Source organism: Burkholderia sp. AU39826 (assembly GCF_020419965.1).
Lineage (GTDB): Bacteria > Pseudomonadota > Gammaproteobacteria > Burkholderiales > Burkholderiaceae > Burkholderia > Burkholderia semiarida.
The window spans coordinates 237067-249708 of record NZ_JAIZQG010000005.1 but is presented as its reverse complement, the minus strand read 5'-3'; the positions used below and the strand labels follow the sequence as shown (position 1 = coordinate 249708).

Below are 12642 nucleotides of genomic sequence, written 5' to 3'. Positions count from 1 at the left end.
GTATTGCTGCTCATTCATGTTCCGCGCTCCCCTTGCCGAGTTCGGCCTTCAACACGAAGCTGTTCGTCGCCGCGTATTCCTGGCCCGGCTCGAGCCCCTTCAGCACTTCGGTCGCGCGTTCGTCGCGCCGCCCCGTTTCGACGGCCTGTGCGACGAAACCCTTCGGCGAACGCACGAACACCGACGGCGCGCCGTCGACGTCCTGCAGCGCGTCGCTCGCGACCGCGAGCGGCACGCCCTGGCGGCCCGCGTCGACCGACACGTTCACGAACATCCCCGGGCGCCACACGCCGTCGGGGTTCGGCAGCACGACGCGCGCCGGCGCGGTGCGCGTCTGCTCGCCGAGCAGCGAACCCACATACGCGATCGGGCCGCTCGAACGCGATTCGAACGCGGTCGCGCTGACGGTCGCATCGCGGCCCACGCGCACGTCGTTCAGCCGCTGCGCCGGCACGGCCATCTCGGCCCACACGGTCGACAGGTCGGAGATCACGAACATGCTCGCATCGGCGGCGATCGCCTCGCCGGGCGTCGCATGCTTCTCGACGATCGTGCCGGCGAACGGCGCACGCAGTTCATACCGGTTCAGCGCGCCCACGCCCGCGCCCGCCGGCGCGTTCAGCGCGGCGAGCTTCTGTCGCGCGTTCTGCACGGCGATCTCGGCCTCGCGCAACTGCACCTGCGCCTGCTGATAATCCTGTTCGGCCGAGATGCGCTCCTGCCACAGCGTGCGTTCACGCTCGTAGGTTGCGCGCGCACCCGATAACCGGCGCTCGGCCGTCAGCAGTTCGCTGCGGCGGTCCGCCAGATCGGTGCTCGCGATCACGGTAAGCACCTGCCCCTTCGCGACGTTCTGCCCGAGCGACACCGATACCTGTTCGACGATGCCGGCCACACGCGGCACCACGTGCGCGGTGCGATCCTCGTTGAACTTGATCTCGCCCGGCAACTGGAACGGCGTCGCGATCTGCGCGGGGCCGGCCTTCGCGAGCGTGATCTTCGACGTCGCCAGTTGCGCGTCGGTCAGCACGACCGCGCCGTCGGCGCGCGCGAACGGGAACGTTGCGGCGTCGTTGCCGGCCTTCACGTCGATCGTCGCATCGAATACGTGCGGCTTCGCGATCGACTGCGCGGACACGAACTTCTGGCCGGCCGCGTCGAACCGCAGCGGCTCGTGCGTGCGGTCGTACCGCACCAGCGTGCCGGACACGGTCACGCCGTGGGTCGCGGGCTTGCCGTCGACGAACGGATAGACGACGAGCCGCGCATCGCCGGGCTTTTCCGTCATCACGATCTCGACGGACAGCTTGCCGCGCTTGAGCACGACACCGCCGTGCGCGCCGGCGCGGTCGGCCGCCTGGGCGGATTCGGCGGCCGTCGGCGCCGATGCGCCGCTCCCGCCCCGCGCGACGGCGAGCGCGCCGATCACGATTCCTGCGCCGCCGAGCACGGCCGCCGCAATGATGAAGATTCTGCTGCGTGACATGGTGATCCTTCAGTCAAGAGGGGCGCTCATTGCGCGCGGACCGTGAGCGGCGTGCCGACGAGCCGGCCGATATCGGCACGGGCCGTATGCGCGTCGGCGAGCGCACGGACGTATTGCGACTGCCCCTGGAACAGCGTGCGCTGCGCGTCGAGCACGTCGAGGAAGCCGAACTTGCCGAGTTCGTAGCCGCGCGACATCGCGTCGAGCGCGACGCGCGCGGCCGGCAGGATGTCGGACTTCAGCCGCTGCGCCTCGTGCTCGGCAGCCTCGAAATTCGCGTACGCCTGCGTCAGTTCGAGCCGCAGCCGCGTGCGTTCGCGGTCGAGATCGGCGTTCGCGCGCTCGGCCTTGTGCGTCGCCTCGAGCAGCGCGCCCTTGTTCGTGTTGAACAGCGGAATCGGGATCGACACGCCGACCACCGCCTGGTTGTCGGGCACGCCCCCCGTGGTCACACGCTTCACGCCCGCGCTGACGGTCACGTCCGGGATGCGGCGCGCGCGCTCCAACGACACGGCCGCGTTCGAGCGCAGCATTTCGGCACGCGCGATTCGCGCGAGCGGTGCATCGTCGAGCCGCGCGGTCAGCGCGGACAGCGGCTCGACCGACGGTACGGCTTCGAGGTCGCCGAACACCGCAAGCGGGGCGTTGCGCGCTTCGCCCATCACCGCGTTCAGCTTCTCGCGCGCAACGTCGACACGGCCGCGCGCGGTCACGACTTCGATCTGCACGCCGGCCGCCGCCACCCGGGCCTTGGTCGCCTCGACCGGCGACACCTTGCCGGCCTGCGCGCGACGGGCCGCCAGATTCGCGGAGCGCGCGGCGATCGCGGCCGATTCCTCGGTCACCTGAAGCTGACGCTGCGCGGCGAGCAGCCCGTAGAAGGCTGCGATCACGTTGGCGCGCACAGCCGCGCCCTGCTCGTCGAGCGACGCGCTGGCCGATTCGCTGCCGTACGACGCGACGTCGAGCCGTGCGCGACGCTTGCCGCCGAGTTCGATCGTCTGGTTGATCAGCGCGGTCGACGTGCGTTCCGCTCGGCTGAAACCTTCCTGCAGGAACGACACTTCGGGGTTGGGCCGCGCGCCGGCCTGCATCAGCGCGCCGGCCGATGCATCGACATCCGCGCGCGCGCCGCGCAGCGCCGGGTTGTTGCGGGCGGCGACGGCGAGCGCGTCGGCAAGCGTCAATGACGACGCAGGACGTGCGTCGGATGGCGGTGCGCCGATCGGGGCGGCAGCAGCCGGAGCCGTGGCCGGCCCAGGCGACAGCGATGGCTGCGCATGAGCCGTCGCGGCCATCGCGAAGACGGCGGCCACGGCGAGGGTGAGCTTGAACATGTTCGGTTCTGCGGTAACGGTTTGCGACCGATGCTACGGACCGGCCGCAGTGCGAACATGAGGCGAAGATGATATTTCCGTCATGTTGGGCGCAACCGTACGCAGACGTGCGGTGCCGTGCGGGGACGGCGTCCCCTCTCGACGATCAGGAAGATGCGGTGAGCGCGCGGCACGATGGCCGCACGAAAGAATGCAGAGGTTCGGAAATGCGACACGCGCAGGCCATACGCCCCGCGCGCGAATCAGGTGACGTGCTGCTTTCCCCGCCGCCGCTGCACGAGCCAGTCCAGCAACTGCCGCCCGTCGCGTTCGCCGAACCACCTCGCGTGCCCGATCAGATAACCGTCGTACGCCACGTCGACGATACCGGGCGCGTTGACGATACAACCGAAATACGCGACTTCCGACAGCGCGAACTCCGTATGCACGATCGGCAGCAGCGCGACCAGCGCTGCGTATGCGTCGTCGCTCAGCGGTTCGAGCGACTCGTAGCCGTCGAGCAGCGCGTCGATCTGCTCGTATTCGATGCGCCGTGCATCGGCCGGCGCCATCCAGTCGACCGTGTTGCGCTCGATCGCGAGCGCGAGATCCATCACGGCGCAAGTACGATCCGACAAGCCGAAGTCGAGCACGGTCCGCACCTGCGCGCCGGGCCCGGCGTCGGTCCACAGCAGGTTCGACGCATGCCAGTCGCCATGCGTCCACAGGGGCGGCAACGCAGGCAGCAGCGGCACGAGGCGCGCGTGATACGGGCCGATCGCGTCGGCCACGTCGCCACGCCAGTCGCGCGCGCCGAGCGCCCTGACGAGCAACGGTTGCGCCGTGACCCAGCGTTCGAGCGCACCGACAAGATCGCTCGACGACAACACGCGAAAACTCGACAGCAGCGGGCGAACCGGCCGCGCCGGCGCATCGTAGCCGGCCGACGCGCGATGCAGCCCGGCGAGCGCGCGGCCGGCCGCATACGCATGCGAAGGATGCGTGAACGGCTTCCACGACATCACGCCGCGATACGCGTCGACACCCGGCGCGACCACGTGCACTTCATACGTCCAGTCGCCGGATGCGAACGCGGTTGCGCCGTCGCGACCGGCGAGCACGTCCGCCACCGGCACGCCGTGTGCGCGCAGATGCGCGATGAAGCGATGCTCTTCCTCGAGCCCCGCGACGTCGCGCAGGCTCGCATGATGACGCTTGACGAACAGCGCGCGCTCGTCGGTCGTGCGCACCAGCACGGCCGCCGAGAACGGCCGCGGGCTGTGCCACGTGAGGCGCGCGGGCGCGCCGGCGCCATCGATCCGCGCGAGCACGGCCGCGACTTCGTCGTGCGTGATCAGCGGCCAGTCGCGTTCGGCCTGTTCGCCGTCGACGCCGAACTGCGGCGGCGCGACCTCGCGCGCCTGCGCGGCGTCACGCGATGCCGGCGCATCCGGTTCGAGGGGAAATGACATGAACGACGTAGCTCCGTGGTTGAATCGGCTGCGAATCAGCCGGCCGGGCTCGCGCTCGCGCGCAGCATCGCGGCCGTGCGGCTCCAGTCGCGCCAGCCGACCACGGCCAGCCCGATGAACAGCGCATAGAGCCCGGCCGTCAGATACAGCTCCTTGAACACGAACATCCCGACGTACACGACGTTCACGACGATCCACAGCCCCCACGACGCGATGTAGCGCCGCGCGGTCCAGTATTGCGCGACGAGGCTGAACGCGGTCAGCGACGCGTCGACGAACGGCAGCGCCGCATCGGTCCAGCGCGCCATCATCCCGCCGAGCAGCGCGCTGCCGACGACGGCCGCGACCAGGTCGGGCAGCATTTGCATCGGGCGCACGCCGGTGACTGGCGCGACATCGCCGGCAGGCGCCGCCTTGCCGTCGGCCTCGCTCGCCCGCTGCGCGAGCCAGCGCTGCCAGCCGTACACCTGCAGCACCGCGAACGCGCCCTGCAGCAGCATGTCCGAGTACAGTTTCGCGTCGAAGAAGATCCAGCCGTACAGCGCGACCGACGCAAGGCCGACCGGCCAGCACAGCATGCGCCGCTTCGCGGTCAGCCAGATCGCGAGCGCGCTGACGATCACGCCGGCGATTTCGAGTGGGGACATCGTCCGTGCTCTCCTGGTGGGCTGCCGGGGCCGCGCGTCATGCGCCCGTTTCCGGCCGATCAAAAATCATAGGTCAACGACACGCGCGCGGTGCGCGGCGCACCCGGGAACAGGTACGCATCGCCCTGCTGCTCGCCTGCGTCGCGCCAGTAGAACTTGTTGAACAGATTGTCCACCGACACGCGCAACACCGTGCGATGGCCGCCGATCTTCGTCGTATAACGCGCGCCGAGATTGAACACGAACCACGACGGCACGCGCGCGGTGCCCTCCTCGTTCGCGTTGCGCGCCGCGCTGTACTCCACGCCGCCGAGCACGTTCAGGCCCGCGACGCCCGGCACCGCGTAGTCCGCATACAGCGACGCGCGCAGCGCGGGCACGTTGATGATCTCGTGCCCTTCGTAGGCCGGCGACCCCGAATCGTATGCGCGGGCGCGAATCGCCGCGACGCTGGCCGTCAGCCCCAATCGTTCGGTCACGCGCCCGGCCGCGCCGAGTTCGATCCCCTGGTGCCGCTGCGTACCGCGCTGCACGAACGTGTAGGACGATCCCGACGCGTCGGGATCGGCGAACTGGAACGGCTTGCTGATCGAGAACACGGCGGCCGTGAGGCTCAGCCGGTCGAGCCAGTCGTATTTCGCGCCGACTTCGATCTGGTGCGATTCGACGGGCGGCAGGAACGCGTACGCGTTGGTCGCGCGCACGGGCGCCTGGTCGCCGAGCGACAGCGCCTTGCTGTACGACGCATACAGCGACAGCACGTTCACCGGTTTGTAGACGAGCGCGACCTGCGGCAGGAACACCGAGCGGTCGGTGTGCGTCGTCTCGCCGTCGAGACTGCTCCAGCTACGCTGGCGCAGCAGCACTTCCTTGCCGCCCGCGAGCACCTGCCAGTGTTCGCCGAGGCTGATGCGGTCGAGCCCGAACACGCCGTACTGCCACGCATCGAGGCGTGGATACGACGGCCCGGGCGAATTCGGCGACGGCGGGAACGTCAGGTCCGGCCCGTAGATATTCTCGCTACCCACGTAGTCGTACACGGCGTCCGCCATGCTCACGACGCGGCGCTGCACGCTTACGCCGAGCGTCAACTCGTGCCGCAGCGGCCCCGTCGCGAACTTGCCCGTCGTGACCGCGCGCAGATCGTCGTTGCGCCGGTATTCGCCGGGGCTGCGGAAGTCGTACACGTCGTAGTCGCCGTTCGCGCCGAAGAAGAACGGCGACGTCGCACCGGCCGCGCAGCTTGCCGCATACGAACAGCCGTACGCGAACGCGCTGTTGTCGTCGATCATCGTGCGGCTGCGGCCGGCGGCGATGTACGCCTTCCAGTCGTCGTTGAACCGATAGTCGAAACGCGCGTTCAGGTTCAGCGCGTCGGTCGTCACCGGTTTCGCCCACGGCTGCGTGCCGAGCGCTTTCGACGTCGTCTTGACCGACGGCACGACGGTGCCGCCGAGCAACTGGTAGCCGGGCGCGGAACGCTGGATCCACTGCTGGAATTCGGCGTTGATCTGCAGGCTCGCGCGCGGGCTGATGTCCCAGTCGGCGGCGATCGACCCGAACGTGCGCCGCCCGTTCGTGCCGTCGATATAGGAGTGCATGTTCTCCTTCGCCGCATTGATCCGGAACCCGAACTGATGGTCGGCGCCGAAGCGGCGGCCGAGATCGACGGCCGCCGACGTCGAGCCGCGGCTGTCGACGCCACCCGTCACGCTCGCGACGTTCGCGGAGCGCTTCGTCACGAAGTTGATCACGCCGCCCGGCGCGACGACGCCGCTGTCGATGCCCGCGAGCCCTTTCAGGATCTCGACGCGCTCCTTGTTCTCGAGCGGCACGTTCTGCTCGCCGGACACCGTCAGCCCGTCGATCCGGATCGCGCTCGCGAGATCGACCGGAAAGCCGCGGATCGCGAAGCCTTCGAAATAGCCGACCGGCGCATAGTCGTTGACGACCGACGCATCGTTGCGCAAGACGTCGCTCAAGCGCTTCGCCTGCTGATCGTCGATCAGCGCACGCGTGATGACGTTCACCGACGCGGGCGTGTCGCGCAGCGGCGCGTCGTCGAACCCCGCGACCGACGCTTCGCGCGCCCGCAGCGGGTGGCCGCGCTCGCCGCTCACCGTGATCGCCGGCAGCGTCGCGCTGCCGGCCGCGTCCGATGCGGGCGTGTCGCCCGGAGCCGCGGCGGCCTGCGCCGCGAAAAGCGTGACGCCGAGCCCGACGCCGAGCCCGACCGTCGCGCGCCGCCGCCGTGCGCGTGCCGCTGTTGTTCTATTCACCGTCATTGTTCTGGATGGAAAACTCGCCACTCGACCCTGTCGAAAACCGTTACGAAGCTGCAAATCGTGCGCCCGCGAACGCCGCCGCGCCCGTCGCCGGACGCGTGCGTCGATACGATATTCATCAGACGAACCGGACGATACAGCGCGCAAGCGGGCAGACCGATCGGCAACACGCAGGATGGGACATCGGATTCGGATGACGCGCCGGGAACCGACGCAGCGGCCGACAGGTTCGTCGAGGGCGGGTCGGAAGGCCGGCTGCATCGCGCGGTCGTCATGCGGGGGACGCTTCGAACGCCCCGGTGCGGGCGGCGGACACTGGCGCCGGCCGTTCAACGGAACGGCGGCGTGCCCGGGCTCGCGCGACATCGCGGCGTGGCGCGCATTTTACCCCGGGCGGGGCGAAGGGCCGCGGAACCGGGCGGAACGGGGAACAGGAGACAGGAAAGGCGGGAACGGGAACAAGCGGCTCGGGCAGCGCGACAACGGCGGCAATGCGGTCGCGATGCGCGTCGTGCGTGCCGGCCTCCGGCGCCGGCGTCGTATGCGCCGGTCGAGCGGCCTGAAACCGGAGCGGAGAAGGCGGCCCGCTACCGGTTCGCCGGCCGTTCGCTCAAAAGCCCTGCATCGTCACGGTCGGATCGACGACCAGATGCACGACGCCGTAAATCACCGCGCCAACCAGCAGCGCAAGCAAAATCGCGACGAACGGCAACAGCGTGAAGTTGGCGTTCGCGAGATCGGTCGCGTGCGCCTTGCTGTTGCGCACGCCGAAGAAACTCCACAGGACCAGGCGGACCATGCCGAGCAGTTTCATGATGAGCTCCTTTCATCGAATCGGTTGACGCTATCGTCGATCCGGACGGCATCCGAAAAAAGAAGCAGTTGCGCGCGCTTTTCGCGCAGCAGGCGGTCTGCGGCGGCATGTCGCACACGCGTCAGCAGTCGAGCACGAGCGGCTCCCTGGCCCCTTGCGCGGGCCGCGCGACACACGGCAGCGCGCAGCCGGGTTCGATCGCCGCATCGGGCGCTCGCTCGTAGTCGACCGCGCCGGACAGCACGCGTGTCGCGCACGTGCCGCACGAACCGGAGCGGCATTCGGACGGCACGCTCACGCGCTGCCCTTCCGCGAATTCGAGCAGCGTGCCGTCGGCCGGCGTCCACGCGGCCTCGCGCCCCGTGCGCCGAAATACGACCGGCACGCCTGCCGCCGCGGGCGTGGCAGCCGCGCGGGTCGCCCTGCGCGAGACGCTCGACGGCCCGAATGCCTCGAAGCGGATGCGCTCGTCCGGCACGTTCAGCGCGCGCAGCCCGTCGTACAGGTCGCGCATGAACGCCGCCGGCCCGCACAGGTAGAAATCGTAATCGTCGAACGAAAGGAGCCGCTTCAGTTGCGCGACGTCGATCCGGCCGGCCCGCGCGGCCGAGCGTTCGTCAGGATGACTGTCGAACCAGTGAAGCGACATGCGTGCATCGGCGGCCGCGATGCGCGCCAGTTCGGCGGCGAACGGCCGGTCGGCCGCTTCGCGCGCGCCGTGCACGAACACGATGCGGCGCGACGGCGTATCGTCGGCCAGTGCGCGGCGCAGCATCGCGACCATCGGCGTGATGCCGATACCGGCCGACACGAGCACGGCCGGCCGCGGGCTCGCGAGATCGAACGTGAAGCGGCCGCGCGGCATCTGCGCATCGAACGTCATGCCGGCCTGCGCGTGGTCGTGCAGCCACGCCGATGCGCGTCCTTCCCGCTTCACGGTGATCCGGTAATGCGCGCCGCCCGATGCGTCGGACAGCGTGTAGCTGCGGATCGTCGGTGCATCGCTGCCCGGCAGCGCGATGCGCAGCGTCAGGTGCTGCCCGGCTTCGTACGCAGGCAATGCGCCGCCATCCGCGGGTTCGAAATGGAACGACCGGATCGCGCGCGCTTCGTCGACGATCTTCGCGATCCGCAGCGGCCGCCATGCGGGCGCCTTTACCGGCGCGGCCGCGGACAGCGCCGGTCCGACCGTTGCCGGCGCCGGACTCAACGCCGCCGCCATCGCCGCCATCGCGGCGAACTGCGGCGCACGCTCGACCGCCGACCACCGGAACGGCAGGACCGCCCGTACGCGCCGCACTTCCCGCACATGAAACCGCACGACGCGCTGCGCGCCGTCGAACGACGCGACGACCGGCCCGTCCCACACGATCTCCGCGTGCGCGGCGACATACAGCAAATCGCCGCTTTCGAAATCGATGAACAGCAGCCCCGCGCCCGGATCGTGCCGCAGGTTGCCGAGCGTGTTGAAGAACCGATTGCCGCTGAAATCCGGCGTGGTCAGCGTGCGCGCATCGTCGACGCGCACGAAGCCCGGCATCCCGCCGCGATGCGACACGTCGGCGCCGCGCGCCGCACCGGCCTGCGCCGACGTGTTCGCGCTCGCGACGAAGAACGTGTCGGCCTGCGCGAGCAGCGCGCGATCCGCGTCGCTCAGCGCATCCGACACGTCGGGCGCGACGGCGGCCCCGACCTCCCGCGCGACGAAAGTCGGCTTGCGGCCCTGGATGTATTTCGCGCAGTTGCCGAAGCTCTGCTCGACCGCGATCGTCAGCGCATCGCCGTCGACCGCGCGCACGACGCCGTTCACGCGATTGCGCCGCCGCGTATCGAATTCGATGCCGAGCCCGCCGAGCGGCGCGCCCGCGCGCCATGCGCCGGCGAGCGGATCGCCCGGCAGCGCGGGCGCCGCGATGCGCAGCGTGCGCGCGTCCGGCGACGTGACGAAACCCGGCGCACCGGCCCGCAGCGTCGCCCACGGCTGGCCGTGCGCATCGACGCCGCCGAGCACGAAGAACGGCAGTTGCGCGAAGAACGTCCGGTGCTGGTCCGGCATGAAGCGCCGGATCCCGCGCCGGCCGGCCGCGCCCGCCGCGTCCGCCACGCCTGCGCGCTGCTGCACGGCAAGCTCGCCCGCGTGAAACGGCGCGGTATCGAGTTCCCACCCCGGTACGACGGCGGTCGGCGCGTTCATCTCGTTCTCCGTGGACAGATGCGTTGGCGGCAGGCGTTACGCGGCGAGCAGGCCCGCGCGCGTCGTCGGCATCGCGACGAAACCCGGCAGCGCCTCGATACGCGCCAGCCACGCGCGCACGTGCGGATACGGTTCGAGCGACACGCCGCCTTCCGGTGCGTGCGCGATGTACGTGTACGCGGCGACGTCCGCGATCGTCGGCTGCGCGCCGGCCGCGAACGGCTTGCCGGCCAGCTCGCGATCGATCACGTCGAGCACCTTCGCGGCCGTACGCTTGGCCGCTTCCGCGTCGAGTTGCGCGCCGAACACGGTCACGAGCCGCGCGGCCGCGGGGCCCGACGCGATCGGGCCGGCCGCGTACGACAGCCAGCGCTGCACGACGGCCGCGCCGACCGCGTCGTCCGGCAGCCAGTGTGCGTCGCCGTAGCGCTTCGCGAGATACACGAGGATCGCGTTCGAATCGGCGATCACGGTGCCGCCATCGTCGATCACCGGCACCTGCCCGAGCGGATTCAACGCGAGAAACGCCGGTTCGCGTTGCGCGCCGGCCGCGAGATCGACGTCGATGGTCTTCGACGGCAACCCGAGCAGCGACAGGAACAACCGGACACGGTGCGCGTGCCCGGACAACAGGAACGAATAAACGCGGATCGGCGAGGCAGGCTTGCTGGCGGCAGACATGGAAACACTCCGGAATCTCGCGTCGCCGGGAATCGGCGACGAACGGCTCCAGCGTAGCGCTCGCCGTTCGTCGCCAGAAGACGGATAATCGCGGAAACATTATCCGCTTGCATAGGACAATCGACGATGGCCGATCTGCGCGACGTGAACCTGAACCGGCTGGCGATCTTCGTCGCGGTGGTGGAGGCCGGCTCGCTGACGGCCGCGGCCGAGCGGCTCGGCCTTGCGAAGACGGTCGTCAGCACGCACATGCAGCGCCTCGAATCCGAGGTCGGCGCGAATCTGCTGGTGCGCACGACGCGGCGGCTGAGCGTGACCGACGCCGGACGCGTGTTCTACGACGCGTGTCGCGACATCGTGCGCGCCACCGAAGCCGCGCTCGACGCGGTGTCGTCCGACGCCGGGCCGCTGCGCGGCACGCTGCGCGTGAGCGTGCCCATCGACTACGGCGCGCTGGTCGTCGCGCCGGCCGTGGTCGCGCTGCGCGACCGGCATCCGGCGCTCGCGGTCGAACTCGTCGCGAACGACCGCGTCGTCGATCTCGTCGCGGACAACCTCGACGTCGCGATCCGCATCGGCCGTCTCGCCGATTCCAACTATCGCGCGGTGCAGCTCGGCACCTACGAGAAATGGCTGGTCGCGAGCCCGGCGTTCGTCGCGCGACACGGGCTGCCGCGCGATCCCGATGCACTCGCCGCGCTGCCGTTCGTGATGTTGTCGTCGCTGCCGCGCCCGCATACGCTCGAACTCGATGACGTGCGGGGCGGCCGCGCGTCGGTGCGCTGCGTCGCGCCGGTCGTGTCGAACACCGCGACCGCATGCCGCGCGATCGTGCTCGCGGGCGGCGGCTTCGGGCTGCTGACGGATTTCTCGACCGCGGACGACGTCGCGGCCGGTCGGCTCGTGCGGCTGCTGCCGGGTTGGCGCACGGCGCCGGCCGGGATCCATGCGGTGTATCCGTCGACGCGGCTGCCTTCGCCGAAGGTGCGGGCGTTTGTCGATGCGATGAAGGCGAGGCTCGGGGTGACGGCGGCGGCACCGATTACGCGGCGCGCAAGTTCGAAACCACGGAGGGCGGGATCGTGAAACGAGGAAGAATGGCGATCGCGCTCAATGAGCGACCACAAGCCGCCTCATCAGCAAGGACTTCAGATCCCTGCGCGTATCGCAAACGATATGCACGTGAATGGTGTCGCCTCGCACGTCATAAATGATGCGGTTCATTCCGGCAATGACTTCGCGATACTGACCGAGGCTGATATTCGCGAGTTCATCAGGAATCCTGCCGTGATTCGGAAAAGCGCGAATCGATGCAATGGCGTCCTTGATCTGCCGGTAGCTCGTTTGCCAGGTAGCCGAACCGAAATTCGATACGAGATAGCGCTTCAACCTCTTCAGATCTTCTTCCGCCGAACGAAGAACGACAACCCGCAGTGTCATTGATCGTCGTCCTTGTCGAGGTCCGCAAAGACATCCTCGACTGGACGGAAGTGGCCCTGCTCGATCTCCCGATTGCCGAGTGCAAGCAGCCGAAGAAGCGCAAGCGTCTCTTCATGCTCCTCATACGACTTGACGTCCATGACAACGAGCTTCGCCTCTCCGTTCTGGGTAATCAGCATCGGCTCGCGGCTTTCCGAGATGTCCCTGACGATATCGGCGGCGTGGCTCTTGAGATAGCTGATGGGCTTGACCTGGGTAGAGAATTTCATGGAACACGTCCTGTGCCAGTCCATAACAAGACTGATTA

11 protein-coding genes are annotated in these 12642 nt (G+C 69.2%); 1 reads left to right on the top strand and 10 read right to left on the bottom strand.

What is annotated here, in order from left to right:
- Nucleotides 1-10: 10 nt before the first annotated feature.
- From LGM42_RS13785 to LGM42_RS13750, 8 genes are all read right to left on the bottom strand, one after another.
- Nucleotides 11-1486, bottom strand: a complete 1476-nt coding sequence (locus LGM42_RS13785; RefSeq protein WP_226232460.1) for an efflux RND transporter periplasmic adaptor subunit — start codon at nt 1484-1486, stop codon at nt 11-13.
- A gap of 26 nt (nt 1487-1512) precedes the next feature.
- Nucleotides 1513-2823 carry a TolC family protein gene (locus LGM42_RS13780; RefSeq protein WP_226232459.1) on the bottom strand — a complete coding sequence of 437 codons (1311 nt, stop codon included), beginning with the start codon at nt 2821-2823 and terminating at the stop codon, nt 1513-1515.
- A gap of 242 nt (nt 2824-3065) precedes the next feature.
- Nucleotides 3066-4274 carry a phosphotransferase enzyme family protein gene (locus LGM42_RS13775; protein ID WP_226232458.1) on the bottom strand — a complete coding sequence of 403 codons (1209 nt, stop codon included), beginning with the start codon at nt 4272-4274 and terminating at the stop codon, nt 3066-3068.
- Between the two features lie 35 nt (nt 4275-4309).
- Nucleotides 4310-4921, bottom strand: a complete 612-nt coding sequence (gene pnuC / locus LGM42_RS13770; RefSeq protein WP_226232457.1) for a nicotinamide riboside transporter PnuC — start codon at nt 4919-4921, stop codon at nt 4310-4312.
- 59 nt (nt 4922-4980) lie between these two features.
- Complete coding sequence (locus LGM42_RS13765; RefSeq protein WP_226232456.1) at nt 4981-7206, bottom strand: TonB-dependent siderophore receptor; 2226 nt, start codon at nt 7204-7206, stop codon at nt 4981-4983.
- 610 nt (nt 7207-7816) lie between these two features.
- Complete coding sequence (locus LGM42_RS13760) at nt 7817-8020, bottom strand: DUF2970 domain-containing protein (RefSeq protein ID WP_006486164.1); 204 nt, start codon at nt 8018-8020, stop codon at nt 7817-7819.
- A 121-nt stretch (nt 8021-8141) separates the two neighbouring features.
- On the bottom strand, nt 8142-10214 hold the full coding sequence (locus LGM42_RS13755; RefSeq protein ID WP_226232455.1) for a pyridoxamine 5'-phosphate oxidase family protein: 2073 nt from the start codon (nt 10212-10214) through the stop codon (nt 8142-8144).
- A gap of 36 nt (nt 10215-10250) precedes the next feature.
- Nucleotides 10251-10895, bottom strand: a complete 645-nt coding sequence (locus tag LGM42_RS13750) for a glutathione S-transferase family protein (RefSeq protein WP_059580227.1) — start codon at nt 10893-10895, stop codon at nt 10251-10253.
- 126 nt (nt 10896-11021) lie between these two features.
- Between LGM42_RS13750 and LGM42_RS13745 the strand changes: the two genes are divergently transcribed.
- On the top strand, nt 11022-11981 hold the full coding sequence (locus tag LGM42_RS13745; RefSeq protein WP_226232454.1) for a LysR family transcriptional regulator: 960 nt from the start codon (nt 11022-11024) through the stop codon (nt 11979-11981).
- Nucleotides 11982-12005: 24 nt separating this feature from the next.
- Here LGM42_RS13745 and LGM42_RS13740 read toward each other — a convergent pair whose 3' ends face one another.
- Together LGM42_RS13740 and LGM42_RS13735 are read right to left on the bottom strand one after the other, a co-directional pair.
- Nucleotides 12006-12335 carry a type II toxin-antitoxin system RelE/ParE family toxin gene (locus LGM42_RS13740; protein WP_050014473.1) on the bottom strand — a complete coding sequence of 110 codons (330 nt, stop codon included), beginning with the start codon at nt 12333-12335 and terminating at the stop codon, nt 12006-12008.
- Nucleotides 12332-12604 carry a type II toxin-antitoxin system Phd/YefM family antitoxin gene (locus LGM42_RS13735; protein WP_050014516.1) on the bottom strand — a complete coding sequence of 91 codons (273 nt, stop codon included), beginning with the start codon at nt 12602-12604 and terminating at the stop codon, nt 12332-12334. Before LGM42_RS13735 ends, LGM42_RS13740 begins: the two co-directional genes overlap by 4 nt.
- Nucleotides 12605-12642: the final 38 nt, after the last annotated feature.

Excerpts from the sequence above, each read along its gene's own strand:
- LGM42_RS13785 (WP_226232460.1), bottom strand. The coding sequence starts at position 1,486 with ATGTCACGCAGCAGAATCTTCATCATTGCGGCGGCCGTGCTCGGCGGC.
- LGM42_RS13780 (WP_226232459.1), bottom strand. The coding sequence starts at position 2,823 with ATGTTCAAGCTCACCCTCGCCGTGGCCGCCGTCTTCGCGATGGCCGCG.
- LGM42_RS13775 (WP_226232458.1), bottom strand. The coding sequence starts at position 4,274 with ATGTCATTTCCCCTCGAACCGGATGCGCCGGCATCGCGTGACGCCGCG.
- pnuC (WP_226232457.1), bottom strand. The coding sequence starts at position 4,921 with ATGTCCCCACTCGAAATCGCCGGCGTGATCGTCAGCGCGCTCGCGATC.
- LGM42_RS13765 (WP_226232456.1), bottom strand. The coding sequence starts at position 7,206 with ATGACGGTGAATAGAACAACAGCGGCACGCGCACGGCGGCGGCGCGCG.
- LGM42_RS13760 (WP_006486164.1), bottom strand. The coding sequence starts at position 8,020 with ATGAAACTGCTCGGCATGGTCCGCCTGGTCCTGTGGAGTTTCTTCGGC.
- LGM42_RS13755 (WP_226232455.1), bottom strand. The coding sequence starts at position 10,214 with ATGAACGCGCCGACCGCCGTCGTACCGGGGTGGGAACTCGATACCGCG.
- LGM42_RS13750 (WP_059580227.1), bottom strand. The coding sequence starts at position 10,895 with ATGTCTGCCGCCAGCAAGCCTGCCTCGCCGATCCGCGTTTATTCGTTC.
- LGM42_RS13745 (WP_226232454.1), top strand. The coding sequence starts at position 11,022 with ATGGCCGATCTGCGCGACGTGAACCTGAACCGGCTGGCGATCTTCGTC.
- LGM42_RS13740 (WP_050014473.1), bottom strand. The coding sequence starts at position 12,335 with ATGACACTGCGGGTTGTCGTTCTTCGTTCGGCGGAAGAAGATCTGAAG.
- LGM42_RS13735 (WP_050014516.1), bottom strand. The coding sequence starts at position 12,604 with ATGAAATTCTCTACCCAGGTCAAGCCCATCAGCTATCTCAAGAGCCAC.